Below are 26,304 nucleotides of genomic sequence, written 5' to 3' on the forward strand. Positions count from 1 at the left end.
GGTGAGGATGGAAAATCAAGAAGATTTACAAGAAAATTATCTAAAGGTTCTTGCAAAAGTAGAACTAGGTAGTAGTGTTTCTGGTGTTGTTATAAATGTCATGAAAGATTATGTGCTTGTAGATATTGGTTATAAGTCTGAAGGTTTTATTAGAATCGATGAATTTGAAACCATTCCAAATATTGGAGATAAGCTTGATGCAATAGTTACAAAAGTAGGAGGAGAATTAGGATTAGTTCTTAGTGTTGCAAGGCTTGATTCTCTAAATTTGCAAGATAAGATCGATGAGTATATTTCGAATAGAAAGGTACTTAAAGGCAAGATTTTAGTTGAACTTTCAAGTGGTTATAAAGTTCAGATTAATGAAAATGTTATTGGATTTATGCCATCTTATTTGAGTTCTAAATTTAGAGATGAAAAATTAAAAAGAGGTTTAGTGGTTGAGTTTTATGTTATTCAGGCAGATAAAACGGATGGCCTTAGGCTTATTCTTGATAGACGAACTTTGGAGAGAGAGAGAGAGTTTTTAAAGAAAAAAGAACTTGTTAGTTCTTATAATGAGGGGGATATAGTTGATGGTGTTGTTGAGAGAATTACAGATTATAGTGCTATTATAAAGGTTAAAAATCTTGTTTTAGGAATATTGCATAAAAGAAATATTGCATTTAATCGTGTTGAGAATATTGAAGATTTTATTCGTGTTGGTGATAAGTTAAGATTGAAAATCATTAAATTAAATGTAAATGCAGTAAAGATGGAGTTATCTCTTAAGGCATTGAAGACAAATCCTTGGGATTCTATTGAGGCTAAATATAAGGTTGAAAGTATTGTAAAGGGCAAAGTTGTCAAAATATTACCTTTTGGTGCTGTAGTTGAGCTTGATAGTGAGATATCAGGATTTATTCATATAAGTAATTTTTCTTGGGTAAGGGTTATAAAAAGTCCTCAGGAATTAGTTAAAGTTGGTCAAATCGTAGAAGTTAAGATTTTGGAGATAGACAAGGAAAATCAAAAAATATCTTTAGGTATTAAGCAAGTTAATGAAAATCCATGGAATAATTTGGCTCAAAGGTGTGCTGTTGGTAAAGTTGTTCAGGGGGTTGTTAAAAATATTACAAAGACGGGAGCTTTTGTGAGCATTGAAGAAGGTATAGACGCATATATTAGTAAATTTGATATTTCTTGGATTGACGAAGTTAATCCTGAGGAATACTTTAAATTAGGAAGTTCAATTAGTGGGAAAGTAATTGAATTTGATGCAAAGAAGCAAAATATTAAGTTAGGAATTAAACAGTTGGAAGAGAATCCTTGGGATGATTTTTCTAAGAGCTATAAGAAAGGTGATACTCTTGAAGTTGAAATTGTGGAGAAGAAGTCAAAGGGAGTTCAGGTAAGAGTTTATGGTAAAATAATGGGATTTATTAGTAAAATACAACTTGGAGATACAAAAGAGTCCAGTTTGGAGACTTTTGAAAATTTGAATATTGGAGACAAACTTAAAGTTATAATCACCAATATTGATTTTAAAAACAGATTAGTTTTGCTTTCTTATAGGGCGTATAAAGAGCAAAAATCAAGCGAAGAAATTTCTTCTTATTTGTTTAAGGAAGATGATGAAGAATCTTATAAACCATTTGCAAATCTGTTCAAGAGGAATGCTAATGTTTAAAAATAAATTTTTTATAGGTATTTTGGCAGTTATTGTTTTTGTGGGAATTGTTATTTGTTTTTATAGTTCGATGGATGTAGATTATGTGAAGGCAGGAGGGGAAGTAGTAGAAAATCTTGAGAGGGATTTAAATCTTTATTTAAGAGCAAAAAATATTGAAGAGAAGATAGAATTGGAGTCTAAGATAGAAGAGTCTATAAATAAGAGAAACGATGTTGCTTATGAATTTCTTTCACGGTTTTATCTTGCCCGATCTACTTATTTTCAAAGTAAAGGTTTATACAAAGAAGCTCTTGAGGATTTAGATATTGTTATTGGTTCAAAATGGATTGAAAGGGAACTTGCCTATCTTAATAAAGCTGTGATTTATGAAAAAATGGGGCAGGTGGATAATGCTTTAATCATATATGATAATCTGATTAATCAGACTAAGTTAGATTTTATTAAAATTAGAGCTCTGCTTGGTAAGGCAGTATTAATTGAGACTAGAGATAAAAAATTGGCTATTGATATATACGCAGAGATTGCTAATTTTTCTTATGAAAATAACTTATATGTTAATCTTGCCAAGAATAAGCTTTTGCAGTTTAGATGATTTAATTTGTTTTTTTGTTTTAGTATGAGAAAATTTGATAATAATATTATGTTTTTAATTGTTTTTCTATTAGTAGTTGGTTGTGGTCTTGAGGATATTATCATAGTCGATTCTCCTTTGGTTATTGATAGTAGAGCTTCTAGAGATACTCTTGCTTTTGCATTGCCTTCTTGGTATTTTGGTAAGAATCATAATTCTAGGGTTAGGGGTTTTGATATATATTATAAATTTTATCCAGAAGGATCAAATTACTATCTTAGGGGTTTTGCAGAAAGTGTTAAAGAAGATTTTAATGCTTTAAAGAGTGTTTTTAATAATATTAATGAGTTTAATAAAAGGGGATTTTATAAAATTAATTTGGATGGTGATCGTTTTTCAGGAACTCCGACTTTGAAATTAGATAAAAGCTGGATTCAAGGAAATTTTTCTTTATATTTTGAACTTAATTTTGAAAATTTGAGAAAAAGTATTCCTGGTTCGGTTTTTATTAATATAAGGAAAGGTAATAGTTCTTCAGCACCCCTTATTAGGAGTATCAAGACATATAGATCTTATGTTGTTAATGATTTGTATAGGGAGTTTTCTGAAGCTTTGAAAAAATCTAAAGTCACGAACAGTACAGATAGGCCATTTGATCTTAGTCATATTAGCGATAGCTTTTTTACAAAAGATGTTTCTCCTAAATATAATTTAGTAATTTTTGTTATGGCAGTAGGTAATGTTATTGAAGATGATTTATATAGTGTTATTGTAAATTTAGGGAGTCTGCATGGTTTTGAGTTGTCGAGTTAGTTAAAGGCGGTGCATGGTAACGTTTTTTTTTCATTTAATTTTAACTAATATTATTATTTCTTTTGTGGTAAGCTTTTTTGTTGTCTTTTTTGGTATATTGAGATTTGGGTTTTTGCTGATTTATTTGATAAGTTTTTTAGGAAGTGTTTTATTTTTATTTTTTATACCTCTTTTTTATTCCGATTATTATAATAGACAAGTGGATGTTTTATTTTATTTGTTCCCAGCTATTGGTTCAATAATTTTGATATCTTTATTAGGATTTGCTGAGAGAAGTAAAAATGATTTATAAAGAAAATTTTGAGATTGCACTTGTATCAAATTCTTTTGCTAGAGCAGAGTTTTTAGAGGCTTTGAAAATTAAATTTTTATCCCTTAGTGTTGATATTGATGAAGGTTCAATAATGAAATCAGGTGAATTTGGTATTACAAAGAGGATAGCGGTGCTTAAACTTACTAATGCTATTGAGAAATATGGCAAGGATAAATGTTTAATTACTGTTGATACTTTGTTAAAGAATGATTCGATTTATGTTGGAAAACTAAGTGATGAAAAGGAAGTTTTTAGTAAGATAATGGGATATAGTCATAAGCTTATTGAGGTTGAGACTAGTTTTTGTGTGTTTATTCCAGGAAGAGAGAAAATAGTTAAAGCCTGTGAGATTTCATTTATTAAATTTAGGGAATTAACACCAGATATTGTTTATCATTATATTTCACTTGGTCATTGGAAAGATAAAGCTGGGGGTATAAGTTTGAAAAATGGTGTTGCAGATATCTTGATTGAATATATTAATGGTAGTTATTCAAATATCATAGGCTTACCAATTGGTTTGTTTTATGATATTCTTATTAGAGAAAACGTAATTTCCACTATATAAGTAAGTAGTGAGTAAAAGCGAAGGATTTAGGAGGTCATTTTGGCAGTTATTACTATGAAAAGTCTTTTAGAGGCCGGAGTTCATTTTGGACATCAGGTAAAAAGGCTTGATCCAAGAATGAAAAGGTTTATCTTTTCAGAGAGAAATGAAATTCATATTTTGGATTTGCAAAAAACTTTGCAAGGTATTAAAGATTCTTATGAACTTGTTCAAAGTGTTATAAAAAGTGGTAAAAAGGTCTTGTTTGTTGGTACTAAAAAGCAGGCAAGTGAGATAATTGAACAAGAAGCCAGAAGAAGTGATATGCCTTATGTTAACAATAGATGGCTTGGTGGAATGCTTTCAAACTTTAATACTATTAAAAAATCAGTTCAGAAATTAAAGAAATTAGAAAAAATGGAAATAGATGGAACTTTTGAGATGATTAGTAAAAAGGAAGTTTCTCAACTTAATCGGGAAAAGTTAAAATTATCTAAAAATTTGACAGGAATTAAAGATATGGAAGAGCTTCCCGGTGCCGTTTTTATTATTGATCCTAAAAGAGAACAAATAGTGATTAATGAGGCTAGAAAGCTTGGTATTCCTATAATTTCAGTTGTTGATACAAATTGTAATCCGGATGTGATTGACTGTCCAATTCCTGGAAATGATGATGCAATTCGTTCCGTTGCTTTATTTACTAAGATAATATCTGATGCTATTTTGGAGAGTGATAAAGAGGTTGGAATTCAGATAGTTGAAAATTTGAATGAAGAAGACTTAATGAGTGAGATTGAAGTTAAGAATGAAAAAAAAGAATTATAAAATTTAAGGAGAATAATATGAGTATTAGTCCTCAAGAGGTAAAAAAACTTAGAGATGCGACTGGAGCTGGATTTGGTGATTGTAAGAAGGCATTAGATGCTGTTGGTGGTGATTTTGAATTGGCTAAGAAAAAACTTCGAGAGATGGGTATTGCATCTGCTTATAAGAGAAGTGGTAGGGATGCTAAGGAGGGACGAGTATTTTCTTATGTAAATAAAGAGAGAGTGGGTCTTTTGCTTATTTCGTGTGAAACAGATTTTGTTGCTATGAATAGTGATTTTGTGACTTTTGGAAATTCTTTGATAAAACAATTGGTTGAAAGTGGTAAAGATTCTTTAGATGAGCAGCAAGAGCTTGAAATTAAAAATTTAGCAGCCACAATCAAGGAAAATATTCATGTAAGTAAGATTTATATTTCAAATATTGCATCTAATGAACTTTTAAAAAATTATCTTCATGGAGAGCAATCTAAGATAGGTGTGTTTATTAAATTAAAGGTAGATGATATTTTAAAAATGGAAGATGAGAGTTTAAATAATCTTGCAGTGGATTTAGCTTTACATGTAGCAGCTTTTGCACCGCTTTATTTAAGCGTTGGTGATATTTGTCCTAATTATATTAAAGAACAGGAAGAATTGTTTACAAAGCAGATGGAAGCTAGTGGTAAACCTGAAGCTGTAATTAAAGGAATAGTATCTGGGAAACTTAAAAAGCATTTGGGCGAAATTGCTCTCTTGGAACAAGGATTTGTAAAGGATGATAAGCTTACCGTTAAAGAAAAGATTGAAGAGATTTCTAAAGCAATTTTAACGAAGATAGAGATAGTAGATTTTAAATATTTAAGTGTTGGGTAATTATTTATGATCTTTTTAATTTTAAGGAGGCTTGAATGGAGGAATATAAGGCTTTATTGGATGAAAAGATGGGTAAAGTTCTTTTATCTCTTGAGAGTGAATATAGATCTTTAAGAACGGGCAGGATAAATAGCTCTCTTTTTGATAAAATATTAGTTGATTATTATGGAGAAAAAACCCCTTTAACTAGGGTTGCCAATGTTAGTATTCCCGAGGCAAGGCTTATTGTAATTCAGCCTTGGGATAAAAGCTTATTATCTAAAATAGAACAGGCTATACTTAATTCAGATCTTTCTATGAATCCTTCAAGTGATGGGGCAGTCCTTAGAATTAAAGTACCTGTATTGACTGTTGAGAGACGTAGAGAAATAGTAAAGCAGGCAAAAAAAATTGCGGAAGAATATAAGGTTGCGGCCAGAAATGTAAGGCAGGAATTAAATAATAAGGTCAAGAAGCAAGAAAAAGATTCTCAGATTACTGAAGATGATTTGCGTCGGATTTTAGATGATATTCAAAGAGATACTAATTCTTATATCAAGAAAATAGATGAGATTTTTGATGTAAAAACAAAAGAAATAATGGAAGTTTAAATTTATGAATAATAATTCCCTTCCAATGCATGTTGGGATCATCATGGATGGAAATAGAAGATGGGCTTTAAAAAGAGGTCTGTCATTGTTTGAAGGACACAAAGAAGGCTTAAAGAGAGCTAAGGAAATAGTTAAATATTCTCTTAAATTAGGCATAAGATATTTATCTCTCTATGTTTTTTCTACAGAGAATTGGAATAGGACAAAATTTGAAATAGAGCATTTGATGTTTTTGATTGCCGATTATTTAAGTTCTGAGTTTGAATTTTATAGTAAAAATAATATAAAAATACTATTATCAGGAGATATTGAAGCTTTAAGTAAGGAAGTAAGAAAGTCAATCATCGATGTTATTGATTTTACAAGAAATTTTGATGGGCTTGTATTAAATTTGGCAATTAATTATGGTGGTCGAAATGAAATAGTTAGAGCTACTAAGAAAATTTTGGGAAGTGGTTTACAATTTGAGGCTTTAGATGAAATTGTGTTTTCTAAATTTTTGGATAATCCTGAGCTTTGTGATCTTGATCTTTTAATTCGTACTGGTGGAGACATGAGAATAAGTAATTTTCTTTTATGGAGAATTGCTTATTGTGAATTTGTTTTTTCAAGTGTTTTGTGGCCAGAGTATTCCGTTTCACATTATGATAACGACTTGGAATGTTTTAAAAATAGGAAGAGAAATTTTGGGAGATAAAAGTTTATTTAATCTTAGGTCTAAAAAATTAGCGTTTATTGCACGACTGGGGACATTTTTGTTTTTTGTTCCTTTAGTTTTGTTTTTAATATTTTTAGAGTTCAATAATTATTTATTTATTAATATTTTAGTTTTTATGTTTAGTGGAGTTGCTGCAAAGGAAATTAATGATTTGCTTAAGGTTAAATCTTCTTCCATTTCTAGTACTTTATCTTTCTTTTTAGGGATAGCTCCTCCAATGTTGACATATGTACATTTCAATGTTTTTGATTTGGGTATAAATATAATATTTTATTTGTTTATAACTTTAGTTTTTAGTAACTGGATTGTTAATTTGGTTTTCATTAAAGAGAATGAAATTGTTAATTTTTTATCTCAGGCAACTTCGATAATTTTCATACTTATATATCCGGGTATTTTGATGTCATTTGTTGTTGCTATTACTACTTTGCCAAGAGCACCTATTCTTTTGTTAATACTTTTCTCTATGGTTAGTGGTAATGATACTTTTGCTTATCTTGTTGGATATTTTTTGGGAAAAAATAGTTATAGACCTACAATTATTAGTCCCAATAAAACGATAATGGGATTTTTAGGCGGTATATTATTTTCTGTTATTGTTGCAATAGTTGTAGTATGTTTAGGGTTGATAAATTTAACTTATGGAGAAGCTATGATTTTTGGTGTCTTAATAGGATTTTTTACTATTATTGGTGATTTATTTGAATCTGGACTTAAACGTAGTGCAGGAGTTAAAGACTCTGGCAATATTATTCCTGGTAGAGGTGGTGCTCTTGATTCAATTGATTCATATCTTTTGACAGGTCCTATATTTTATTTATATTTGTCATAATTTTTGGGAGTAATTGATGTATATTTTTCTTAGTATTTTGGCGTTTACCTTTATAATATTCATTCATGAATTAGGTCATTTATTTTTTGCAAAACTTTTTAAAGTTAAGGTTGAAGTTTTTTCTATAGGGATAGGCCCTAGTCTTTTTAAATTTAAAATAAAAGACACAGAGTATAGATTTTCTCCTATTTTTTTGGGTGGATATTGTAAGCTTAAAGGAGCTGAACATTTAGAAAATGAGCTTAGATTAAATAGGCAGCTTGAAGCGGATAGAGATTCTATTTTTGGTATTTCTAATTTTAAGAAAATATTAATATATTTTGCAGGTCCTCTTTTTAATTTAATTTTTGCATTAATAGTTTTTATTGCAATAGAAATGATAGGTATTGTTTATCCTGATTATTCTAATAAAATAGTAGTTATTAATGATAGTGTTTTGAGTAAATTTAGAGATGGGGATATTATTTTAAGCGTTAATAATAGTGATGTAAGATATTTTTCCGATTTAAATAAAGTTGTTCCTTTAAAAAATTCAAGAGTAACTTTCATAGTTTTAAGGGACAGTAAGACTATTAGTTTTGAAGATTATACAAGCTTAGATAAGCTTTTAAAGGAAATTGGTCCTTGGATAAATCTTATTGTTTCTAAAGTTAAAACAAATTCTTCAGCTGAAGTTGCCGGTCTTAAACCTAATGATAAGATAGTAAGCATTAATGATATTATTTTAAATAATAATGTGGAGTTAAACAATTTGATTGAAAAGCTTGATTTTAACATTGTGGATATTAATTATGAGAGAAATGGAGAGATTTTAACTTCTAAGTTGGTGTTTCAAGATACTAATAAAAGCTTAGGAATTTATTTATTGCCTGGTTTAGAGCGAGTGGTTAAGTCAGATAATTTAGGGATTGCTATTAAAAATTCTTTTAATAAGGTCTTAGATATTTTAGGTCATATTCTTTACTCCATTGTTGCATTATTCACTAATTTTAAGAATAATGCTAAAAATGTTACAGGACCTGTTGGTATGATTAACATTATTGTTGATTCTTTTTCTGTTGGAATATTATCTTGGTTTAATACTATTGCTATTTTTAATTTACTTATTGCTGGTATGAATTTATTTTTTGTTGTAATTCCAATGCTTGATGGAGGTCAAATTCTTATTAGTTTAATTGAAATCTTGCGTGGGAAACGATTTAGGGCGAAAGTTATTTATTATTTTTATATTTTTGGTATTTTGTTGATGTTAAGTCTTTTTATATTAGGTTTTTTTAATGATTTACGTAATCTTTAGTCAATTTATGCTGTTTTGTTCAAGCAGATCTTATTTGATATTTAATCAATAGGGAGTACATATTTGAACATGAACCAAAAATGAGCAAAAGATGCAAATAATATTAAAATATGGAAAAGATCATGCATTCTCATATTTGCTATTGGATTAAGTTTTTTGCTTGTTGAGTAAACTATTCCCCCTAATGTGTAGAGAATACCCCCAAGTGCTAGCCATAAAAATCCTTGTATAGGGAGAATGTTATAAATGAGTCTGATTCCGAATATGATGCTCCATCCCATAAGTATAAATATGCATCCGTTAAGCCATCCAGGACTGTTTACGTATATTGATTTAAAAATAATTCCTAGGATAGCAAATCCCCAAACGGTTATGAGGATTATTTTTCCATAAACATTTGGCATGAGAATTAGACATGGTGGAGTGTATGTTCCTGCTATCAATATAAATATTGAAATATGGTCAAATTTTCTAAAGAGTTGTTTTATTTTGCTTCCTTTTGTAAAAATATGATAAAGAGTACTCATGGTATATAGTAATGTCATTGATGAACCATAGATAAGAAATAATACTGCATGGAGATACTTTTTTGAATGAGTTGATAGAGTAATGAGAATTGTTGTTCCTATGATTGATAAAATAATGCCAAATAAGTGAGATATTGAGCTAAACAATTCATTCTTAGGTATTGGCTCATTATGTGATGTGTATTTTTTATCTTTTTCAAACATAAACCTAGTCTTCCCTTTGTGCTTTTTATTTTTTTTATTTTTAGAACATACATTTGTTCTTATTTATTTTAGGTATATTAGTTCAAAAAAGTACATAAATCAAGTGATCAAGAATAGTTTAGTATGAAACTGAAGGCTAAATTGATGTTATTGCATAATTTTCTTCTTAAATTTTTTCTATTAATACCTTTTTTTTGTAAAAAAGCTATATAATGCATATTGTCTTAAGTTTTTGAATGGAGAGGTCTAGAGTGATAAATTTTTTAAAAGTTTTTAGATTTGCTAGTTTTCAAAAGTTTTCTAGTGCAGTAAGACTACCAATTTCTGTTGTGACAGTTTTTTGTTTAATGCTTGGAATTGGATCTGCACTGCTAAATCCTTCTAATTTATTTTACGTTGATAACTTTGTTGTTAAAGTTGTTTTGGGGCTTATTAAGAGTACCAGTAATATCATTATTTTGAATATTCCATTGCTTTTTGTTATAGGGATTACTGTTGGGATCGCTAGAGTTCAAAAGGGTTCTGCTGCACTCTCAGGTCTTGTTGGATATTTGATTTTTAATATTACTGAAAATTATTTTCTTGATGTGTTTTCAAGACTTGTTGAGCCTAATTTAATGTCTTCTATTGGTCAAGTAAATATTTTGGGAATTCAAACTTTAAATACAGGTATTTTGGGGTCTTTATCAGTTGGATTATTAGTTGGATATTTGCACAATAAGTTTTATTGTATCGAGTTGCCTGGGCCTTTAAGCTTTTTTTCTGGTTTTCGTTTTGTTCCCATAGTAGTTTTTCCTTTTTGTATTTTATTAGGGATAATATTTGTTTTAATTTGGCCGTATTTTAATGAATTAATTACTTCTTTTGGATTTTTTATTGCTAAATTTAACTATTTTAATAGTTTTCTTTATGGATTTTTAAATAGACTGCTCATTCCTTTGGGGCTTCATTCCATTCTTACATTTCCTTTTAATTTTACTTCGTTGGGAGGAACAGAAGTTATTGATGGTCAAGTTGTTGGTGGTATTCAGAATATATTTTATGCTCAGTTAGCAGATCCATATCTTATTAGGTTTTCCTCAAGTATTTCCAGGTTCAATAGTGGGTTTTATCTCTCTATTATGTTTGGACTTCCTGGGGCAGCATTGGGAGTTTATAGAGGAATCATTCATGATGATAAGAGTAAAATCGTGTCTTTGCTATTTTCAGGTGCTTTTACAGCTTTTTTGACTGGAGTTACAGAGCCTTTAGAATTTTTATTTGTTTTTACTGCACCTTTGCTTTATTTTATACATGCCATTTATACTGGGTTTGCGTTGTTGATTGCTAATATATTTGATATTGCAGTTGGTGTGACTTTTTCTGCTGGATTTTTTGATTTTCTAATGTTTGGGGTATTACAGGGACATGACAAGACAAATTGGCTTTATTTATTACCATTAGGATTTGCATTTTTTGCTTTGTATTATTTTACTTTTAAATGGGTTTATAATTATTTTGATTTTCAGATTTTTGGTGTTGGTGAGCCATTTTTTGCTGGTAGTGAAGGGGAAGTTGAAGGAATGGGAATTGCGCATCTTATAGCTCAAGGTCTTGGAGGTCTTGATAATATTCAAGAGTTTAATGTTGTCTCAACAAACTTAAGGTTTGTAGTTTTCAGTCCTGAGCTTATATCAGAAGATTTTCTTAACAAAACAGGTGCTTTAAATATTGTTACAATTGATAATACAATTAAAATTGATTATGGAACAAATGTTTATTATATAAAACAAGCGATTAAAAATTATTCTCCTGAAAAACTTTTTAAGACCAGTGCTATTGTTGCATCTGATAATGTGAAACATGGTATTAAAGCATATATTGAAATGAAAGAAGATGATAAGCTTGAAGGACAAGGTTTAACAGGAAAAGTTTACAAACTCAATAAGGATGATGAGGATAATTAGAATTTATTTAGGTTAGAAGATGTACTTAAAATTATGAATTTGTGTGAGATAAGTTATTTTTTTGCTTTGTCTTTATTTTAAAGAAACCTTTTAAGAACTTAATATTTTTAGCTGGGTTTATTGTATGGTGTATAAAAGGTACCTTTTAATAGAATAATTTTTAAAGATAGTGGGGGTAGGATTTTAATTGTTCTGTGAGGAGTGTTTTGAAAAGATTTTTTGCTCAATATTGAAAAAAAATAAGTATTTTTATATACTATTTAAATAATCTATTATAGTATCGAGATAACCTTTGCCATAAATTTAAAGGGTTTATGGTACGATTAAGACCATAAGGAGTTATAATGATAAAAAAGTATGAAGCTTGTTTTTTGTTTAAGAGTGAAGAACTTGAATATAAAGCTGCTTTAGAAGAGGTAAAAAAACAGTTAACAGCTTTTAATGCTAGTGATTTTGCTGAAAATTCTCTTGGAGAGAGGGCATTAGAATATCCTATTAGGAAGCAGTTGCGTGGTAGATATGAAATAATAGAATTTAAGATGGATAGTGAGAATTTGAAAGAACTTGAAATTCAATTAAAACTTATTAAAAATTTGTTAAGACATATGATCTTGGTTAAGATTAACAAAAAGGTTAGTGTCAAAAAAGTTAAGAGAAGAAATTTTAGAGAGTTCAAGGATAATAGAGATATTAAAGAAAAAGAATCATCAGAGTTTAATTCTAATGTTGATGTAAAAGTAGATTGAGGAGGTTGTAGATGGCCGATATTAATTCCTTAGTATTATCTGGTAGGCTTACTAGAGATTCTGAGCTTACTTATACTGAGGCAGGTATGGCTATTCTTAAATTTGGTTTAGCTAATAACAGAAGGGTTAAAAAAAATGACGAATGGATGGATTATGCTCAATTTTTTGATTGTACTCTCTTTGGAAAAAGAGCTGAGAGTCTTGGTTCTTTTCTTAAGAAAGGAAAACAAGTTGTGATTAGTGGTTCTTTAAGGTATGAGAGTTGGCAAGATAAAAATACTGGAGATAAGAAGAATAGATGCAGTGTTTTAGTAGATGATATTCAAATGTTTGGCTCACTTATTGCTACTAAAGGTGCTAATGATGTTGGTTTTGAAAATTATAAGAAGCCAGATTCGTTTACGGATATTGGTTTTGATGACGGTTTTAATGAAGATATACCTTTTTAGGAGTTTGAATTTATGTATAAAGATATAGATTCCCATCAGAGAGATTCAAGGACTGATGGACATCAAGATGGTTTTAAAAAAAACCCTAATTTTAGATTTTTTAAGAAAAAAACATGCAGATTTTGTGATATGGACAGAGTTCCTGATTATAAAGAATTTGATTTCCTTAAGAAGTTTATTACAGAGCAAGGAAAAATATTGCCTAGGAGAATTACAGGCACTTCTGCTAAGCATCAGAGGCGTCTTGCACTAGAGGTTAAAAAAGCTAGATATATGGCTTTACTTCCTTTTGTGAAGAAATATTAAGGAGAGATGATGAGAGTAATTTTGAGAGAAGATTTTATTAATCTTGGAAAAGAAGGTGATATTGTTGATGTAAAGGATGGTTTTGCTAGAAATTATTTGTTACCAAAAGGTTTTGCTGTTTTTTCAGATAAGCATAATATTGATATTTTCAATCAAAAAAGGAGATCAATACTTAAGAGACAAGAAACAAGAAAAAAAGCAGCTTTTGAACTTAAAGAAAAACTTGATAAGATCAATTTAGAATTCGTAATGCAGTCTAATGATAGTGGAAAATTGTTTCATAGTATCAATAGCTTAAATATTGCCGATGAGCTTTTAAAGCTTGGGTTTGAAATTGAGAGAAGAAAAATAGATATACACCATGGTACATTAAAAACTTTTGGAATTTATGATGTAACTATTAAGCTTTATGAGGGAATTAATTCTGTCATTAAAGTTGAGATAAAAAGGGAAGAGAAAAAACATTCTCTTAAAAAGTCCAAAAGTGTTGAAAAGGAAGTTTAAAGAAGAGGTATAGTTTGTGGCTTTTACTTCAGTAAGTACAGCCTCTACACTTCTTTTTAACGAAGGCGCAGAAAAGGCAGTTATTTCTAGTATATTTTATAATCCAGGAAAGGTGGAAGAGGCATTATTATATTTAAAACCGGATGATTTTTATAGTCAAAATCATGAGATGATTTTTAAAGCGATGATTTCTCTTTATGAAAAAAGAGAAAATATTGATCCAATAACTGTATTTGAGGAAGTATCTTCTTTAACACCTAAATCACAGCTTTTAAGTAATTTTAAAGCTTTAACAGGATTGCAGGATTATTTGAGTTTTCTCTCAGGGTATCTTCCAACTGATAAGACTATAAATGTTTATGCGAAAATTGTTAAAGAACATCGCATTAGAAGAGATATTTCTAAAATTTCTAGGGAACTGAATGATTTAGCTAATGATTCTACAAAAAAAGTTGAACAATTTGTGGAAGAAGCACAAAGGCATATTCTTTCAATTGAATTAGATTGTTCTAGTAAAAATCTTAATCATGCAAAAATTATTGCTGAGAGAGTTCATGCTGAAATATATGAGAGAAGCATGAAAAAACGAGAAGTTAATTTTGGTATTCCAAGTGGTTTTAAGAAGGTTGATAGTCTTATTGGAGGTTTTAGAGAGAGTGATTTTATTATTATTGGTGCTCGTCCTAGTGTTGGTAAGACTGCCTTTGCACTTAATATTGCATCAAGTATTGCATTGAGGAATGATAAAAAGAGAAAAGTAGGTTTTTTTTCTCTTGAAATGACTTCTGATGCTTTGATTAAAAGAATAATAGCAGCTCAAGCTAATATTGATAGTTTTAAGATTCAAAATAGTATTTTGTCAGGTCATGAAATTAAGGCAATCAATGATGTTGTGAATGATATTAGTAATTCTGAATTTTATATCGAAGATACTGCTAATATTAGTTTGTTAACGCTTGCAACTCAAGCTAGGAAGCTTAAGAGATTTTCGGGTATAGATATATTATTTGTTGATTATATTAGCCTTATTTCCCTCGAAGCTAGGAATATTCCACGTCATGAGCAGGTAGCCTCAATTAGTAAAACACTCAAAGAGCTTGCAAGAGAACTTAAGATTCCAATTATTGCCCTTTCACAGCTTACAAGAGATACTGAGGGACGTGAACCCAGTCTTGCTAGTTTAAGAGAATCAGGTGCATTAGAGCAGGATGCAGATATTGTTATTTTACTTCATAGGGATAAGGACTTAAGAAGTGGCTCTGATGATGAGAGAGTGATTAGTGCTATCGATACTAAAATTATTGTTGCTAAACATAGAAATGGGCCTACAGGAAGAGCTGATATATTATTTTTGCCACATGTTGTTAAATTTGTGAATAAAGAACATGAAAATGATTATTAATATTATTTGTTGCATTCATATAACTTGACTAATTTGACGTATTTATATTATATGTTTATTGTTATACCGATTCCAAGGTAATTAAAATTTAATTTATGTGTCTCTAAAGTATAATTTGTTGTGTTATGAACAATTGGGTGATAATTAATTTTTGTAAATATTTTTACATTATATGTTACTTTATTGTATTTAAGTGTTTCTATTGATATGCCAGGTTCAATTTCAAGTCCTGCTTGCAGTGTATCTTTTATTTTTAATGGTCTGTAAATGGATTTTATATCTTTTTTATCTTGATTGTAAGATACAAATATTCCAGAACATATGTATAATATAAATCGATCTTTTGTGAATAATTCATACATCAATCCGGATGAAAATCTATTTGTACGGCTATTGAATTCAGCTAAATTAATATCATAATTTGTTGCAATGGCAAAATAATATTTTAATGAAGGTTTTATTATGTAATATATTAAATTTCTAGTTTGGAATGGGATCATAATGTCAAATCCAAAAGAAAAATTTTGGTTGAGGAGATGTAAGTTATCTTTCGAGGGATTGTCGTATTCTTCAGTAAAGATTATGCCAAATCCTCCTACACTGAAAAATTTTTCTTTGGTTGAAAAATTGTTTAAATTAAGGTTATTTATTGTAAAAAAGTTTTTAGAATGAAGTCTATATTGAATTCCAATTCCAGTTTCTGCTTCTTGTATTTTTGAATATGTTTCTATGCTATTTATTTTACTTTGAATTTGATAAAAGAGTTTAGTTTCAATCCCTATAGACTCATTTCTAAAGTCCATTGCAATGCTTGTTTTGAAAAAATAGTCTGCAAAATAAGATAAGTCTATATAATTTTCAAGATTAAAAAATTTCATGTAAGAATAATTGATAGCTGTACTTAAGAAACCTCTGTAATTGTAATTTTCATAATTTTTAGGAATTGGTCTTAATTGTCTTAGGGTAAAATGCACTGCTTGTTGTATTAAAGCTCCGCCCCAGTTTCCATAGATTAAATTTTTAATACCAATACCAATATCAATATTTCCAAAATATTGTGTTTTTGTTTGTATTGAGAATGGAAAATAATACATAAATCCAATTTCTAGGAGATCAACTCTTCTTCTTAATTGCTCAGGAGAATCTTTGTTCCCTCTAAAAGTTAACATGTGTGCTTCTGCATTTATCATGAAATTATATTTTGATTCATGGATAAATATTAAAGAACCGCTTCTGAGATCATCAAAAAAATCACAGAATGCAAATCCAAGGCCGTCATTTAGATTGTTAAAGTGGTATTTATTAACCCTATCATTTTGATATTTGATTAAATGGTTATAAGCATGAGAATTAATTGCTAGCATTATAATTGTCATTTTGAGGCTAAGTTTTGCTAAATACATTAGTAATTAATATAACATTTTTGTTTGAATATATCATTGTGTTTTTGGTGTATTTGATAATTAATGTTGATGATAATTTTTATCAAATCATTTATAATATCTTTTATATTCTATTTTTTCAAATTGTGTTTTGTTATTATATAGTTGAAGATTAGTTTTTTTGTGTGGGGTTTTATATGAGAAAAATAGCAATCATTGACGGACTTAGATCGCCGATTACTAAATTTGGGGGTGCCTTAAAGGGAATGAATATTGTTGATGTGTCCTCAGATATTGTTAAGGCTTTGCTTGGGAGAAATAATATTGAGAAAGTGGATGAGGTTATTATTGGAAATGTAATTTCTGCAGGGCTTGGTCAAAATATTGCCAGACAAATTGCTTTGAAGGCTGGTTTAGGTGAAATTACTCCTGCTTTTACTGTAAACAAAGTTTGTGGCTCAGGACTTAAGTCTTTAGAACTTGCGTTTAATTCTATAGCTCTTGGTAGTAGTGAAATTGTTTTAGCTGGTGGTGTAGAAGATTTGAGTAATGCGCCTTATCTTTTGCCAAGAGGTGTCAGATTTGATGGTTTAAAATTTGGCGACTTTAAAATAGAAGATTTGATATATAAAGATGCATTAGTTGATACTCCAAGTAGTACTGTGATGGGACTTACAGCGGAAAATTTGGCTGAAATGTATAAAATTACAAGAGAAATGCAAGATCATTTTGCATATAATTCTCATATTAAGGCAACAGCAGCAAGAGATAGTGGATATTTTAATGATGAAATATATCCTTTATCAGTTTTTGATAAAAAGACAAAACTTAAAAGTGTTATATGTAGTGATGAGGAGATACGTGATAGTTTAAGTTTGGAGAAACTGTCGTCTTTAAAACCTGTCTTTAAGGAGGGAGGTACTGTTACTGCCGGCAATTCTTCTAGTTTAGATGATGGAGCTTGTTTTTTAATATTGGCAAGTGAGGATTTTGTTTGCAAAATGGGATTACAACCTTTAGCTTATGTTGGTGGTTTTAAAAGTGTAGGCTTAAATCCTCTTTATATGGGATTTGGGGCTTTTCTTGCTATTGAAGAGATTATAGAGGCATTTAACTTAACCCCAAGTGAAATTGATTTTATCGAAACAAATGAAGCTTTTGCAGCACAATCTTTAAGTGTTGTGAAAACTTTACATCAAAAATATGATGTGAGAGATAGTATTATCAATGTTAATGGAGGGGCTATTGCCTTAGGGCATCCGTTTTCAGTTAGTGGCGCTAGGATTTTGTTAACCCTTGCACGTCTTATTAAAATAAATAATAAATCAAAAGGAATTGCCTCTCTTTGTATTGGAGGTGGACAGGGTATGGCGGCCTTTTTATATAGATGAATGATATTCTTATTTTAAACTAGATTTAAATTTAATGTTTTGTTAAAATCTTATGCAGTGATTTAGTTCGATGATTGATATAAAGGTGATTTTTATGGGTAATGTTTTGTGTTTTCTGTTATTTTTTGTTGTAGGAATAACTACTTTTGCTCAAAATACTCCTGTTGTAATTATTAATTTGCATAGTAACGAAATTATTACTAAGACAGAATTTGATTCTAAAGTAAATACATTGAAAAAGACACAAGGTAGAGAAGATTTAAGTAATGCTGAGAGAAAGCAAGTTTTGCAGATTTTAATAGCTGATGTCCTTTTTGGTCAAGAGGCTTTAAAGCAAGGTATTAAGGTTGAAGATTCGGAAGTTATGCAAACAATTAGAACTCAGTTTGGACTTTTAAATCTTACAGATGAGCAAATTAAACAAATGATAGAAAGTCAGGGTACAAATTGGAATGAGCTTTTATCTTCAATGAAGAGGTCTCTTTCTGCACAAAAGTTAGTTCTAAAGATTGCTCAGCCTAAATTTTCAGAAATAAAAATCCCAGGAGAAAAAGAAGTAGTTGAATATTATGAGGCTAATAAAACTAAGTTTGTTAATCCTGATATAGCAAGGATTAGTCATGTTTTCTTTTCTTCAAAAGATAAAAAGAGATCAGAGGTTCTTGCAAATGCAAAGGATATTGTAAATCAGATAAAATCGAAAAAGATTACCTTTGAGGAAGCTGTAAGAAAATATTCAAGTGATGAGGGTTCTAAGATTAAAAATGGTGATCTTGGATTCTTGACAAGAGGTGATCAAAATGCACAAAATGTTCTTGGATTAGATTTTATTAAAGAAGTATTTATGCTTAAGAAGGGAGACATTTCTCAGCCAATATCATCAAAAGAAGGTTTTCATATAGTTAAAGTTACTGAAATGTATTCTCAGAGATTTTTAGGTCTTCAAGATAAGATATCTCCTAATATTGATATGACTGTAAAGGATGCCATAAAAAATAATATGGTTAATATTCATCAGCAGCAAATTGTTGTTAGAGTACAACAAGAGCTTTATGATAAACTCAATAAGTCTGCTAGTATACAAATTTTGGATTCTAGTCTAAAATAAAGATAAGATATTTATATTGGTTATGGATTTGAGACATAAGGCTAGGGTATTAGCTTTTCAAAAAATTTACAGTATTGATGTTAATTGTAAGGCAAAAGATAATATTTATGATATTTTTAATCTTGAAGATCATGGATTTGAGTTAGAAGAAGATTTAAAATTATTTTATTCTGTTTTGGTTAATGGTACTTATGATAATTTAGAATCTATTGACAAATTGATTAGTGATATTTCTCTTAATTGGCGTTTAGACCGTATGGATAAGGTTGATCTTGCCATATTGAGGATGAGTGTGTATTCACTTAAGTTTCAAAATTTAGATGTTCCCAAGAGAGTTATAATAGATGAGGCTATTTTAATTGCCAAAAAGTATGGTAGTAAAAATTCTTATAAATTTGTTAATGGAATACTTGATGCTTTGTTGAAAAATATGGAGAGCTCATTTGAAAGCAAATAAGGTGTTGTTGTTTTTTATTTTATTTTTAGTCCTTTTTATATCAATTTTTGTTTATTTGAGCTTGCATCCATACGTTTTATATATGTTAAAGGGCGAACTAGATTTTAATGAGATTCTTGTAGAAGTTGATGGTTATCTTTTAAATGAAAGTTTAGAGAGTGCTGAAAATGCAATGAGATTTTATTCTTATTATGCTGATACTGAATACAAGTGGCTTTCTCTTATTAAAAGAGCAAAGCTTTATTCTGTTAAAATTAAACATTATTTATTGATGAGGGATATTTTGGACTTAAGTGTTAAAAGTTTGCCGGGAAATTTAAAGCTTAGGGCACTTGAAGTATATTCAAAACTTAAGGTGGGAGCTGTTTTAGAGGCTTATGATATTGCAAAGCAGTATCTTTTAGGATATAAGGAATATAAGCATTTGTATGATGAGGCTTTTATTAAAAGTTTAATTTTAAGCTATGATGTAAAAGATATTAAAAGCTTTTTAATCAAAATAGAACATGAAAGAGATGCTTTTACTTTTGAGACTATAGGTTTAAATCTTCAGAATAATGCATTTTTAATTGATGCAATGCTTTTGTATATAGAGAAAAAGGATTTAGATTCTGCTAAGAGAATACTTTTGAGGATAAAGGAAGATAAGGATTTTTCTAAAGAGCTTGCCTATATTTCTTATGGTCTTGATAATTTGGATTTTACTATTGCAAATCTTAAGCTTAATAATAGTAATGACCCAAGTTTGATGTTTTTGCTAGCAGACGCCTATTTGAAGAAGGGTGATATTAATAATGCTAAGATTGAATATTTAAAACTTTATACTAATTTTCCTGATTATAGTATGATGGTATATCTTGGTCTGGCATTTATTGCTAAGAAGGAGCATGATTTAAAGCGTGCTATTGCTTATTTAAATAAGGCTAATGAAAATTTTAAAGAAAATGAAATTGTGAATTATTATTTGGCTAATGTTTATTTTGAAGCCAATGATTATTTTAATGCAAATGAGATTGCAAAAAAGTATAAAGAGAGTCCTTTATTTTTTAAACTTTACTTTGTGTTGAATTATTCAAATTTAAAATATGAGGCTAAAAAGTCTTTTTTATGGCGTTTATTTTATAGATCAAATTATAGTGCTGATGTTGCTCAGCTTTTGGCTTGGAATTTGCTTCTTTATTCTGATCTAAAAGATTTAGATTTATTTTTTAAGATTTATGATTCTGTCGATGAAGTTCAAGATTGGTATTATTTCTATAAATTTTATTATTTTTTTCTTAAAAAAGACTTAAGTGTTGCGGAAAAAGTGATTATTGAGAATCAAGTGGGCAAATATTTATATGGTTTTTATTATAATCTTGGGGTTTTAAAATTGTATCAAAAAAATTATAAAGAGTCTGAAGAATATTTTAGTAAGACAGTTTCTCTTTTGCCTTTCACTCTTGATGATAAGAGTAAAATTACTTTAAGAGAACGTGAAGATGTGGCAAAAGTGTATTTAAAGCGTGGAATTAATTATCTTTATTTAGGTGAATTTGAAAAGGGACGAGAAGCTATTTTAACTTCTAATTTTTTTTATGAAACTAATGAAGGTAAACTTTATATGAATATGATAGAAATACTTAAAGAGAGGAATTGATTATTTGAAATTAAGATTAAAGTCTAGAGCAGAGATTGAGAAAATTAGGGCATCTGCAAAACTTTTGGCCCAGACTTTTTTAGAGATTGAAAAAAATATTACTCCTGGAATTAACACTAAAACGCTTGATTTGATTGCTAGTGATTTTATTGTTAAGAATGGGGCTAAGCCTGCTTTTAAGGGATATGCTGGATTTAAGGGAGCTATTTGTGCTTCTATAAATGAAGAAGTTATTCATGGAATTCCTGGAACAAGAGAACTGAAATATGGAGATGTTATTAGTGTTGATTGTGGGGTTATTTTAGATGGATTTTATAGTGATATGGCTAAGACTTTTAAGGTGGGTAAAGTAAGTCCTAGGATCAATAAATTATTAGAAGTTACAGAGTCTGCTCTTTATAGAGGAATTGATGAAATGAAGGCTGGTAATCGAGTTTTAGATATCTCAAAAGCTATAGAAAATTATATTAAACCATTTGGTTTTGGAATTGTTAGGGATTATACAGGACATGGTGTTGGTTTTGCTTTGCATGAAGAACCAAATGTTCCAAATTATTATGAGCCTTTTTTTAAAAATGTTAGAATTCAGGAGGGTATGGTTTTAGCGATTGAGCCGATGGTAAATTTAGGGAGCCATAAAGTTTCTGTTAAGAATGATGGTTGGACGGTGTTTACATCTGATTTTAGTTGTTCTGCTCATTTTGAACATACTGTTGCTGTTGTTGATGGTTTGCCTTTGATTTTGAGTAAGATTTGATAGATATTAATTAAGTGTTATTTAAAAGATTTGGTTTTATATTATGGAGGTGTATAAAATGAAGAAAAATTTTATTTCCGTATTTTTAGCAAGCTTTTTAGCTTTAACTATTGGATTTTTTGTTGGAATACATTATTTAGGATCTGATAAAAATACTATTGTTTTTGCACAGGAGAAAGGTGATGCTGGCGAGTCTCTTCAAGATTCTTTTAGAAAGGTATCTAAAAAGATTTTACCATCCACTGTGGAAATTTATGCTACTGGAATAGTTAAAACACGCGATCTTTTCCATTTATTCTTTTTTTTTGATATTCCAGGTCTTAACCTTGAAAAAAAGGCGCAATGGGGTGGTTCTGGAGTAATTATTGGAAGAGATTCTAAGAAAACAAATTTATTTTATGCTCTTACAAATAGTCATGTTGTAGATAATGCGATTGAATTTGAAGTTGGAACTTATGACAATAAAACTTATAAAGCAAAACTAGTAGGTAAGGATGATAAAAAAGATATTGCACTAGTTAGTTTTGAGGCTAATGATGCATCTATTGAAATAGCTGAACTTGGTGATAGTGATATGCTTGAGATAGGGGATTGGGTTATAGCTGTTGGGAGTCCCCATAACTTTAGTTTTTCAGTTACAGCAGGTATTATAAGTGGTCTTCATCGTTCGGTTAATCCTAATTTAAAAGCACGAAATTCATTTATTCAAACAGATGCAGCTATTAATCGTGGTAATTCTGGGGGACCTCTTGTAAATATTAAAGGAGAAGTTATTGGGATCAATACTTGGATATCGGCTTCTCCTTCTGGGGGTAATCTTGGACTTGGTTTTGCTGTTCCTATTAATAACGCTAAAAGTATTTTCGATGTTTTGATGAGTGGTAAGAAGAGTGAATCGGCTTGGATGGGAGTTGATTTGCATCGTTTAAGAAGTAAGGACCCGGAACTTCTTAAAAGCTTAGGTTATGAGGATAATTTTGAATCATTAGCAATTATTGCGGGGGTTTATGATGGTACGTCTGCTTTTAGAGCAGGGCTTAAAGCAGGTGATGTAATTAGCAAGATCAATGATGTTTCAATGAGTTTTTTCTATGATGTTAAGCAGTATATTAATGATTTTTATGCGAAAGAGAAAATTAAAGTTGAAATTTTAAGAGGAAAAGAGAAAAAGAATGTTGAAATAGAACTTGATGTTAAGCCCAAAATTAGTAATGAGAAAGAATATGTCTCAGAGCTAAAATTGATGCCAGGTTTTACTGTTTATCCTTTAACTAAGGAGGTTAGGACTCAACTTGGTTTAAGAAATTGGACTAATGGAGTTGTTGTAGACAGTGTTGATCCAACTTTAGGTACAAATCCTAAAATTTCAACAGGAGATATCATTATGGTTGTTAATTCAAAAAGTATTAAAAGCTTAAGAGATTTTTATGATGCTGTTGAACATAGGAAGAATACTTATACTGTTTTAAGAGATGGTCAAACTTTTAAAGTATCTTTTTAGTAATAAACTTTATTTTTAGTTTAGGCTTAAAGAATGGATATCTTTAAGCCTATTTAGAGCTTAGAGTTATTAATTTTGTCTTATATTTTAAAATTTCTCAACTTTAGTAAGGCAATATTTTGTGAAGAGGTTAAAGTTTTAAATGGAAGTGATTCTAACTAAGAATTTATTTTTTAAGTGTTTTAGGAGAAGAGTTATTATTTATATTAATGAGTTTTGTTTTTAATTAAAGATGAGTAATTATGAATTATTTTGTAATGTTGAGCGCTTGCCAGAGTAGCAAATATGTTGATTTTATGCAAAGGTAAATATTTAGATAAATCTTAATTTTTATGCGTTTTGAGGTGTTATATTAATGAAAAAATTTGTTTCTTATGAAGAGATAAGAATAAATGGTCTTAAGCTTGCTTATAAAATTTATAAAAATGGATTTATTCCTGATATTATGTATGTTTCTTTAAGAGGAGGTGCTTATCTTGGTAATATTATTAGTGAATTCTTTAAATTTGTTAAGCCAGAAAAACCCCTTCTTTATGCTGCTGTTGTTGCAAGATCATATGATGTTTCGAATAAGCAAAAAAAAATAATGATAGATGGATGGACTTATGATCCAAAATATTTAAGAGCAGGGGATAATGTTTTATTTGTTGATGATATTTTTGATACTGGTCGTACAATTATTTATTTGCGAGAAGAAGTTCTAAAGAGAGGAATAGATAGTAAAAATGTTAAGATTGCTGTTTATGATTATAAGGAACGTGGGTATTTGGATTATAAACCGGATTATTATGTTAATAAATATTCAAGTGAAGATGAGTTAAACACCTGGATACATTACAGTAATCATGAGTTAATAGGCTTATCAGAAGATGAGTATAAATTAAGTTTTTTTAATTTAGATGATGAACTGAATGATATTTTAAAATTTTTGTCTAGCAAACTTTAGTTTTGTTCGACTTTGATATATTCCAGTTCATTATACCCTATGATGTGTAATGCTTTTGTTATTTCTCCTAAATTATCTTCTGAGATTGGACCAATTAAAGCAAAATTATTTTCTATTTGTGTATTTATTTTATTTAGTGCTTTTATTTTTTTAAATCTATCTTTCGTATGAATTGAATGGACTTTGATGTTATACCATATATTTTTCTTTGATTTGGATGTTTGTATGTTGTTTTTGTCTTGGGGATAATATATTTTGTTAGATTTTCTTATTTTTACGATATTGTTTATGGTTTGTTGTGCGTCTTGCTTTTTATTGGTTTTATCAATTTGTAGATTTGTATTTTTTTTTCTTATAATGTTATGATGATAGTCTTCTTTTTTGTGTGGATAGTTTATTTTATTGGATTTGTTAATCTTGGGCGTTTCTTTACTGTATTGATAATTTGATTTTTTACCTGTGATTTCTTTTTCTATTGAATGTAACATCAATGCTGATAACATTAATGTTAGTTGACATAAAATTTTTATTTGCAATTGTTTCCTCATAAAGTTTTTTGTTAGAAATAAAGAGTTTTAGGAGTTCTTGGAAATGGGATGACATCTCTAATATTGGCCATTCCTGTTATATATTGTATTAATCTCTCAAGTCCAAGTCCAAATCCAGAATGAGGAGTTGATCCAAATCTCCTTAAGTCTAAGTACCAATTAAGAGTTTCTGTTTCTAAATTTAGCTCTTTTATTCTTTTATTCAACTTATCCAAATTATCTTCTCTTTCACTGCCTCCAATTATTTCTCCTATGCGTGGAACTAAAATATCCATTCCTTTAACAGTTTTATCGTCTTCATTCATTTTCATGTAAAATGCTTTAAATTCTTTTGGATAATCAATAATTATGGCAGGTTTTTTGATGATTTCTTCTGTTAAATACCTTTCATGTTCTGTTTGTAAATCCATTCCCCAGTAAGGTTTTATTTCAAATGTTTTTGTTGCATTTTCAAGTTTTTTAATTGCTTGGGTATATGTAATGACTTCAAAGTTAGAGTTTATTACATCTTCAATTTTTTTGATTAAGCCTTTTTCAATGAAATTATCAAAAAATTCCATATCTTGATTACAATTATTTAAAGTTTCTTTTAAAATGTACTTAAGAAAATCTTCTGCTAAATTGATATTGTCTTCAAGTGTAAAGAATGCCATCTCAGGTTCAATCATCCAAAATTCTGAGGCATGGCGTGTTGTGTTAGAATTTTCTGCTCTGAAGGTTGGTCCAAATGTATATATTTTTGATAAGGCCATTGCATAAGCTTCGCCGTGCAGTTGTCCAGTTACTGTAAGGAATGCTTGTTTACCAAAGAAATCGTCTGTAAAGTCAACTTCTTTTCCGTTTGTGATGTTATTAAAATCTAAGGTAGATACACGAAATATTTCACCGGCCCCTTCTCCGTCATTTGATGTAATAATTGGGGTATGTATGTATAAAAATCCATTTTTTTGAAAATATTCGTGAATTTTATAAGAAATTTGATTTCTAATTCTGGCTACAGCCCCAAATGTATTAGTACGAATTCTTAAATGAGGGATTTCTCTTAAAAATTCAAAGGTGTGCCTTTTCTTTTGTAAAAGATATGTTTCTTGATCCGCTTCTCCAATTATATTAAAATTTGTTGTTTTGATTTCATAGGTTTGTCCTTTTGCTGGGCTTAAGATTAAAATTCCGGTTAATGATACACTGGCACCTGTTGTGAGCTTTTTAAATTCTTTTTTTTCAAATTGATGATTTTCTTCATCAATGATCGCTTGAATTCCTTTAATATTTGAGCCATCATTAATTTCTACAAAAGAGATTTTACCATTACTGCGTTTTGTGCGAATCCATCCTTTCACTGTGATTATACTATCTAATATAGGATTATTTAAAATTTCTTTGATGCTCTTATGCATATTTTCCTCTTCTATGATTTGGTATTAATAATAATTATAATTTAAACTATGATAGTTTGAAA

At 29.4% G+C, this 26,304-nt stretch carries 28 protein-coding genes; 24 read left to right on the plus strand and 4 right to left on the minus strand.

The annotated features are described in order from the left end of the window. The first annotated feature begins 7 nt into the window (after nucleotides 1–7). Genes R5397_RS03765 through rseP form a run of 11 tightly spaced genes read left to right on the plus strand, consistent with a single transcriptional unit; the run spans nucleotide 8 to nucleotide 9,032 of the window. Nucleotides 8–1,669 carry a 30S ribosomal protein S1 gene (locus R5397_RS03765; protein WP_421622949.1) on the plus strand — a complete coding sequence of 554 codons (1,662 nt, stop codon included), beginning with the start codon at nucleotides 8–10 and terminating at the stop codon, nucleotides 1,667–1,669. Continuing rightward, nucleotides 1,662–2,264, plus strand: coding sequence for a hypothetical protein (locus R5397_RS03770; protein WP_421622950.1), 603 nt, complete (start codon nucleotides 1,662–1,664; stop codon nucleotides 2,262–2,264). The genes R5397_RS03765 and R5397_RS03770 overlap by 8 nt, the downstream gene beginning before the upstream one ends. 24 nt (nucleotides 2,265–2,288) lie before the next feature. Next, nucleotides 2,289–3,056: a hypothetical protein gene (locus tag R5397_RS03775; RefSeq protein ID WP_421622951.1), complete on the plus strand. Its 768-nt coding sequence runs from the start codon at nucleotides 2,289–2,291 to the stop codon at nucleotides 3,054–3,056. Between the two features lie 13 nt (nucleotides 3,057–3,069). Then, the gene (locus R5397_RS03780; protein ID WP_421622952.1) at nucleotides 3,070–3,348 is read left to right on the plus strand and encodes a hypothetical protein; all 279 of its coding nucleotides are present in this window, start codon (nucleotides 3,070–3,072) and stop codon (nucleotides 3,346–3,348) included. Beyond that, nucleotides 3,338–3,937, plus strand: coding sequence for a Maf family protein (locus R5397_RS03785; protein WP_421622953.1), 600 nt, complete (start codon nucleotides 3,338–3,340; stop codon nucleotides 3,935–3,937). Before R5397_RS03780 ends, R5397_RS03785 begins: the two co-directional genes overlap by 11 nt. Nucleotides 3,938–3,976: 39 nt before the next feature. Further along, nucleotides 3,977–4,741 (plus strand): 30S ribosomal protein S2, encoded by a 765-nt coding sequence (rpsB, locus tag R5397_RS03790; protein ID WP_247065297.1) that lies wholly within the window; start codon nucleotides 3,977–3,979, stop codon nucleotides 4,739–4,741. Nucleotides 4,742–4,758: 17 nt separating this feature from the next. Beyond that, nucleotides 4,759–5,595, plus strand: coding sequence for a translation elongation factor Ts (gene tsf / locus R5397_RS03795; RefSeq protein ID WP_421622954.1), 837 nt, complete (start codon nucleotides 4,759–4,761; stop codon nucleotides 5,593–5,595). Between the two features lie 35 nt (nucleotides 5,596–5,630). Next, nucleotides 5,631–6,185, plus strand: a complete 555-nt coding sequence (frr, locus tag R5397_RS03800) for a ribosome recycling factor (RefSeq protein WP_247065293.1) — start codon at nucleotides 5,631–5,633, stop codon at nucleotides 6,183–6,185. A gap of 4 nt (nucleotides 6,186–6,189) precedes the next feature. Then, nucleotides 6,190–6,882, plus strand: a complete 693-nt coding sequence (gene uppS / locus R5397_RS03805; RefSeq protein ID WP_421622955.1) for a polyprenyl diphosphate synthase — start codon at nucleotides 6,190–6,192, stop codon at nucleotides 6,880–6,882. Next, nucleotides 6,830–7,735 carry a phosphatidate cytidylyltransferase gene (locus tag R5397_RS03810; protein WP_421622956.1) on the plus strand — a complete coding sequence of 302 codons (906 nt, stop codon included), beginning with the start codon at nucleotides 6,830–6,832 and terminating at the stop codon, nucleotides 7,733–7,735. Before uppS ends, R5397_RS03810 begins: the two co-directional genes overlap by 53 nt. A 16-nt stretch (nucleotides 7,736–7,751) precedes the next feature. Beyond that, nucleotides 7,752–9,032 carry an RIP metalloprotease RseP gene (rseP, locus tag R5397_RS03815; protein WP_421622957.1) on the plus strand — a complete coding sequence of 427 codons (1,281 nt, stop codon included), beginning with the start codon at nucleotides 7,752–7,754 and terminating at the stop codon, nucleotides 9,030–9,032. A gap of 41 nt (nucleotides 9,033–9,073) precedes the next feature. Here rseP and trhA read toward each other — a convergent pair whose 3' ends face one another. Continuing rightward, nucleotides 9,074–9,763 carry a PAQR family membrane homeostasis protein TrhA gene (trhA, locus tag R5397_RS03820; protein ID WP_421622958.1) on the minus strand — a complete coding sequence of 230 codons (690 nt, stop codon included), beginning with the start codon at nucleotides 9,761–9,763 and terminating at the stop codon, nucleotides 9,074–9,076. A gap of 251 nt (nucleotides 9,764–10,014) precedes the next feature. On the opposite strand from trhA, the gene R5397_RS03825 reads away from it, so the two are divergent. The 6 genes from R5397_RS03825 to dnaB all read left to right on the plus strand — a co-directional run bounded on the left by R5397_RS03825 (nucleotide 10,015) and on the right by dnaB (nucleotide 15,116). Continuing rightward, nucleotides 10,015–11,709 carry a PTS transporter subunit EIIC gene (locus R5397_RS03825; RefSeq protein WP_421622959.1) on the plus strand — a complete coding sequence of 565 codons (1,695 nt, stop codon included), beginning with the start codon at nucleotides 10,015–10,017 and terminating at the stop codon, nucleotides 11,707–11,709. A gap of 344 nt (nucleotides 11,710–12,053) precedes the next feature. Beyond that, nucleotides 12,054–12,455, plus strand: coding sequence for a 30S ribosomal protein S6 (gene rpsF, locus R5397_RS03830; RefSeq protein ID WP_421622960.1), 402 nt, complete (start codon nucleotides 12,054–12,056; stop codon nucleotides 12,453–12,455). A gap of 11 nt (nucleotides 12,456–12,466) precedes the next feature. Further along, entirely contained in the window at nucleotides 12,467–12,904 is a 438-nt protein-coding gene (locus R5397_RS03835) for a single-stranded DNA-binding protein (RefSeq protein ID WP_247065283.1), read from the plus strand. Between the two features lie 12 nt (nucleotides 12,905–12,916). After that, on the plus strand, nucleotides 12,917–13,210 hold the full coding sequence (rpsR, locus tag R5397_RS03840; protein ID WP_025375161.1) for a 30S ribosomal protein S18: 294 nt from the start codon (nucleotides 12,917–12,919) through the stop codon (nucleotides 13,208–13,210). A gap of 9 nt (nucleotides 13,211–13,219) precedes the next feature. Further along, nucleotides 13,220–13,714 carry a 50S ribosomal protein L9 gene (rplI, locus tag R5397_RS03845; RefSeq protein WP_247065281.1) on the plus strand — a complete coding sequence of 165 codons (495 nt, stop codon included), beginning with the start codon at nucleotides 13,220–13,222 and terminating at the stop codon, nucleotides 13,712–13,714. Between the two features lie 16 nt (nucleotides 13,715–13,730). Beyond that, the gene (gene dnaB / locus R5397_RS03850; protein ID WP_421622961.1) at nucleotides 13,731–15,116 is read left to right on the plus strand and encodes a replicative DNA helicase; all 1,386 of its coding nucleotides are present in this window, start codon (nucleotides 13,731–13,733) and stop codon (nucleotides 15,114–15,116) included. A gap of 47 nt (nucleotides 15,117–15,163) precedes the next feature. Here the strand turns inward: dnaB and R5397_RS03855 are convergent, their stop codons facing one another. Then, entirely contained in the window at nucleotides 15,164–16,519 is a 1,356-nt protein-coding gene (locus tag R5397_RS03855) for a hypothetical protein (protein WP_421622962.1), read from the minus strand. 176 nt (nucleotides 16,520–16,695) lie between these two features. Between R5397_RS03855 and R5397_RS03860 the strand changes: the two genes are divergently transcribed. The 7 genes from R5397_RS03860 (at nucleotide 16,696) to R5397_RS03890 (ending at nucleotide 24,297) form a co-directional block, all read left to right on the plus strand. Next, on the plus strand, nucleotides 16,696–17,889 hold the full coding sequence (locus R5397_RS03860; RefSeq protein WP_421622963.1) for an acetyl-CoA C-acyltransferase: 1,194 nt from the start codon (nucleotides 16,696–16,698) through the stop codon (nucleotides 17,887–17,889). A gap of 70 nt (nucleotides 17,890–17,959) precedes the next feature. Next, on the plus strand, nucleotides 17,960–18,997 hold the full coding sequence (locus R5397_RS03865; RefSeq protein WP_421622964.1) for a peptidylprolyl isomerase: 1,038 nt from the start codon (nucleotides 17,960–17,962) through the stop codon (nucleotides 18,995–18,997). Between the two features lie 22 nt (nucleotides 18,998–19,019). Then, nucleotides 19,020–19,454: a transcription antitermination factor NusB gene (nusB, locus tag R5397_RS03870; protein WP_247065271.1), complete on the plus strand. Its 435-nt coding sequence runs from the start codon at nucleotides 19,020–19,022 to the stop codon at nucleotides 19,452–19,454. Continuing rightward, nucleotides 19,441–21,093: a tetratricopeptide repeat protein gene (locus R5397_RS03875; RefSeq protein ID WP_421622965.1), complete on the plus strand. Its 1,653-nt coding sequence runs from the start codon at nucleotides 19,441–19,443 to the stop codon at nucleotides 21,091–21,093. Before nusB ends, R5397_RS03875 begins: the two co-directional genes overlap by 14 nt. A gap of 4 nt (nucleotides 21,094–21,097) precedes the next feature. Beyond that, nucleotides 21,098–21,850 carry a type I methionyl aminopeptidase gene (gene map / locus R5397_RS03880; protein ID WP_421622966.1) on the plus strand — a complete coding sequence of 251 codons (753 nt, stop codon included), beginning with the start codon at nucleotides 21,098–21,100 and terminating at the stop codon, nucleotides 21,848–21,850. Nucleotides 21,851–21,908: 58 nt separating this feature from the next. Further along, complete coding sequence (locus tag R5397_RS03885; RefSeq protein ID WP_421622967.1) at nucleotides 21,909–23,351, plus strand: trypsin-like peptidase domain-containing protein; 1,443 nt, start codon at nucleotides 21,909–21,911, stop codon at nucleotides 23,349–23,351. 355 nt (nucleotides 23,352–23,706) lie between these two features. Continuing rightward, on the plus strand, nucleotides 23,707–24,297 hold the full coding sequence (locus R5397_RS03890) for a phosphoribosyltransferase (RefSeq protein WP_421622968.1): 591 nt from the start codon (nucleotides 23,707–23,709) through the stop codon (nucleotides 24,295–24,297). Here the strand turns inward: R5397_RS03890 and R5397_RS03895 are convergent. Next, the gene (locus R5397_RS03895; protein WP_421622969.1) at nucleotides 24,294–24,833 is read right to left on the minus strand and encodes a hypothetical protein; all 540 of its coding nucleotides are present in this window, start codon (nucleotides 24,831–24,833) and stop codon (nucleotides 24,294–24,296) included. The genes R5397_RS03890 and R5397_RS03895 overlap by 4 nt on opposite strands. A 23-nt stretch (nucleotides 24,834–24,856) precedes the next feature. Next, nucleotides 24,857–26,242, minus strand: a complete 1,386-nt coding sequence (gene asnS, locus R5397_RS03900) for an asparagine--tRNA ligase (protein WP_247065259.1) — start codon at nucleotides 26,240–26,242, stop codon at nucleotides 24,857–24,859. Between the last annotated feature and the right edge of the window lie 62 nt (nucleotides 26,243–26,304).

The sequence above is a fragment of the Borrelia sp. MN22-0132 genome (assembly GCF_049201035.1).
GTDB lineage: Bacteria > Spirochaetota > Spirochaetia > Borreliales > Borreliaceae > Borrelia > Borrelia puertoricensis.